4 protein-coding genes are annotated in these 3,149 nt (G+C 53.6%); 1 reads left to right on the top strand and 3 read right to left on the bottom strand.

Annotated elements, in window-relative coordinates; all coding sequences use genetic code 11:
* Position 1: 1 nt before the first annotated feature.
* Positions 2-478 carry a hotdog domain-containing protein gene (locus Q1K23_RS01870; RefSeq protein ID WP_300361688.1) on the bottom strand — a complete coding sequence of 159 codons (477 nt, stop codon included), beginning with the start codon at positions 476-478 and terminating at the stop codon, positions 2-4.
* 3 nt (positions 479-481) lie between these two features.
* Positions 482-1,387, bottom strand: a complete 906-nt coding sequence (gene cmoB / locus Q1K23_RS01865) for a tRNA 5-methoxyuridine(34)/uridine 5-oxyacetic acid(34) synthase CmoB (RefSeq protein ID WP_300361685.1) — start codon at positions 1,385-1,387, stop codon at positions 482-484.
* Between the two features lie 52 nt (positions 1,388-1,439).
* Here cmoB and Q1K23_RS01860 point away from each other — a divergent pair, with 52 nt between their 5' ends.
* On the top strand, positions 1,440-2,345 hold the full coding sequence (locus Q1K23_RS01860; RefSeq protein ID WP_366522639.1) for a cation diffusion facilitator family transporter: 906 nt from the start codon (positions 1,440-1,442) through the stop codon (positions 2,343-2,345).
* A 47-nt stretch (positions 2,346-2,392) separates the two neighbouring features.
* Here Q1K23_RS01860 and Q1K23_RS01855 read toward each other — a convergent pair whose 3' ends face one another.
* The gene (locus Q1K23_RS01855; protein WP_300361676.1) at positions 2,393-2,698 is read right to left on the bottom strand and encodes a hypothetical protein; all 306 of its coding nucleotides are present in this window, start codon (positions 2,696-2,698) and stop codon (positions 2,393-2,395) included.
* Positions 2,699-3,149: the final 451 nt, after the last annotated feature.

The following is a 3,149-nucleotide window of genomic DNA, read 5'->3' as shown; positions in this document are numbered from 1 at the left end:
ATCACTCCTCGTCCTTGACGAGCTTGAGCTTGAGCACATGGCGTTCGAGCACGACCGCCATGAATTCCCCTTCGAACACTTTGATATCCTCGAAATAGCCGACGACGTGGATATTGCGTTTGCGGGCCTCTTTGTAGAGCTCGTTGGCCTCGAAAACGATCCTGTCACCCACTTTGACCGGTGAGAGAAAACGGCAGTCGCTGCTGACGAGCACGACGTTGGGGTCGTTGACGGCGGCCATCGCGGCGAAGTCGGCGGCTGCGAAGGTGAAGCCTCCGTGTACGAGACCCATATCGTCCACGACCATCTCCCGCGTCGTATCGAGCTCGACTTTGGCGTATCCGACACGCAGCTCCACGAGGGTGCCGCAGAGCGTCTGGTCGATCTTCTGATGCGTCTTCAGCTCGACCTTCTCCGGCTGCAGCGACTCTTCCGGTTCCGCTTCCAACTCTTCGTCGGTCAATATCTCTTCGGCCATTTTCTACTTCCTGTAGGTTTTGATATAGACCCGTTTGGGAGCCGGATACCCTTCGATCGTCAACGACGGATTTTCCGGATGGAGAAAATCTTCGAGACTCTCCCCCTGGATCCAGTCGGTTTTGCGCTGTTCGTCCGGTTCGGTCCTGACGATTTCGAGCACTTCGAAGCGCTCGAATCCCGCCTTTTTGCACCAGTTTTCCAGTGCGGGGACCGTGGGCACGAAATGGATGTTCGAAATCTTCGAGTAGGTCGATTCCGGCACCAGGCAGATCGGCTCCTCTCCATCGATCATGAATGTGTCGAGGTAGAGCTCGCCGCCGCGTTTGAGGCTCTGTTTCAGCGATTTGAGCGCCACGACGGGATCGCTTCGATGGTAGAGCACTCCCAAACAGAATACTGTATCAAACATATCGGCAAACCCGCGCATATGTTCAATTCCCAGCATTTCGTAACGAAGTCTGTCGCTTTTGACGTAGCGGTTGATCAGATCGAACTGGGAGCGAAAGAGCGGAGAAGGGTCGATCCCCAGCACTTGGGCGGGGCCCAGTTCCAGCATCCGAAACATATAGTAGCCGTTGTTGCATCCCACGTCGGCCACCCTTTTGCCTTCCAGATCGAGATAGGGTTTCAGGAGGTTGAATTTCTTGTAGCTTCGCCATTCGCTGTCGATGAACGTACCGAAGAGATCGAAGGGACCTTTGCGCCACGGCATCATCATTCTGGCCACACGCTCCACCGCTCCCGCCAGCTCCTGCGTGACACGGTCGCTGCGAAGCGTCACACAGTCACCCAGCGACACTTCCACATCCTCGATCTCGGGGAGCTGACGAAGCGCCTCACGGATGGGCGCGATGTTTTTCCACCTCAGCCAGGATTGACGCTCTTTTATGATTGCTTCAATGTTCATAAAGAGGATTATAGTAAAATTCGGAAAATTTTTCCGGAGAAAAAACATGACAATGCAAAAAAGAGCCACGATCGTCAGTTCGTCGGTGGCTACCGTTCTGGTCATCGTCAAACTGATCGTCGGTATCGTCAGCGGTTCGGTCGCCGTTTTGGCCTCGGCCATCGATTCGGGCCTCGACCTCGCCGTCTCTCTTTTCAACTACTTCGCCGTCACCAACGCCGAAAAACCGGCCAGCGAAAAGTTCAACTACGGCCTGGGAAAGGTCGAGGCGATCGCAGCCGTCATCGAGGGTGTCGTCATCACGATGTCGGGCCTTTTCATCGGCTACAAAGCGGTCATGAAAATCATCCACCCCGAACCGATCACCCATCTGGACGCATCGATCGGTGTCATGATCCTCTCCATCGTCATGACCGGTGCGCTGGTGGCCTATCTGAACCATGTGGCGAAAGTGACACAGAACATGGTCATCAAATCCGACGCGCTCCACTACAAAACCGACCTTCTGAGCAACGGCGCCATTCTGGTCTCCCTGGCCGTCATCTATTTCACCGACTTCTTCATGGTCGACGCGATTTTGGGTATTCTGATCGCCGTCTACATCATCTACTCGGCCTACGAGCTGATCCACGAGGGTATTTTGATGCTGCTGGATGTGGCGCTGGAGGAAGAGATCGTGGAGAAGATCAAGGAGGCGATCGTCAACGAGCCGGGTGTCACCGACTATCACTGGCTGAAGACCCGCAAAGCGGGCAACGACTACTTCGTCGACGTGCACCTGGTTTTCAATCCGGAAATGTCACTGCTGGAAGCCCACAGGATCGGGGACAACGTGGAAGAGAAGATCAAAGCGATCGATCCGAAAGCCGACTGGCTTATCAATATCCATCTCGATCCGTATGACGATTCGGTAATCAATGAGGAGGAATCCGGGCAGTTCGCCGGAAGCGGTAGATAGGGGAAGTTTTTCGGGCCGCTAAGAACGCGGCCCGGCGGTCTGACTTTTTACTCTTCGCACTTCTCGATGCCGAGCTTGCGCAGCAACACTTCGAAAAAGTTTCCGCCCTCTTTGTCGTAGTCGTCGTTGAATTCGATATAGAAGGCATAGGGCTCTTCACCCGCCTTTTCACTGTTTTCGAAGACGACCGGCTTGTCGCCCGTCTCTTTGATCGTCTCGTCGATCGCTTTCAGGATCTCTTCTTTGAGCTCGGGATGCTCTTTGAACACCAGCTGAAGCCCTTCGTAACGCTCTTCGCGTCTGAAATAAGCCTGGATCTGCCCGCAGCGATTGGGGGTACGTGCTTCTGACATAATCGTTTCTCCTTCCTATGTATATAACAAAACAGATTCGGTTTAATGTTTATATTGCGCGTATTGTACAATGTGCGTCTTATTTTTGCAACACTGCCGGCCGTTTTGGGTGGGGATTTGATTTATTTTTAAGTTTCATAAATAATTTTTTGAAGAAATCATCGAATCAGTTGATGGAAAAGAAGATAGCTCCGCCGAACACGGATGGACGGCAAAGCCTTCCATCCTACGCTGACGCTGTGTCCGCTTCGGCAGCGGGCCCGAAACCGCTCTCGCGGTTTTCGAAAAGAGCTCTTACCTGGCGTAGTTGATCGCCCGGGTTTCCCTTATGACGTTCACCTTGATCTCGCCGGGATACTGGACGCTCTTTTGATCCGGTTCTCGGCTTCGCCGAATACGGATGGACGGCAAAGCCTTCCATCCTACGCTGACGCTGTGTCCGCTTCGGCAG

Source organism: Hydrogenimonas sp., assembly GCF_029933015.1.
GTDB lineage: Bacteria > Campylobacterota > Campylobacteria > Campylobacterales > Hydrogenimonadaceae > Hydrogenimonas.
The sequence above is the reverse complement of the archived record's forward strand: the minus strand, read 5'-3'. Positions and strand labels throughout refer to the sequence as shown.

Coding starts and splice junctions, on each gene's coding strand:
- Q1K23_RS01870 (WP_300361688.1), bottom strand. CDS start 478: ATGGCCGAAGAGATATTGACCGACGAAGAGTTGGAAGCGGAACCGGAA.
- cmoB (WP_300361685.1), bottom strand. CDS start 1,387: ATGAACATTGAAGCAATCATAAAAGAGCGTCAATCCTGGCTGAGGTGG.
- Q1K23_RS01860 (WP_366522639.1), top strand. CDS start 1,440: ATGCAAAAAAGAGCCACGATCGTCAGTTCGTCGGTGGCTACCGTTCTG.
- Q1K23_RS01855 (WP_300361676.1), bottom strand. CDS start 2,698: ATGTCAGAAGCACGTACCCCCAATCGCTGCGGGCAGATCCAGGCTTAT.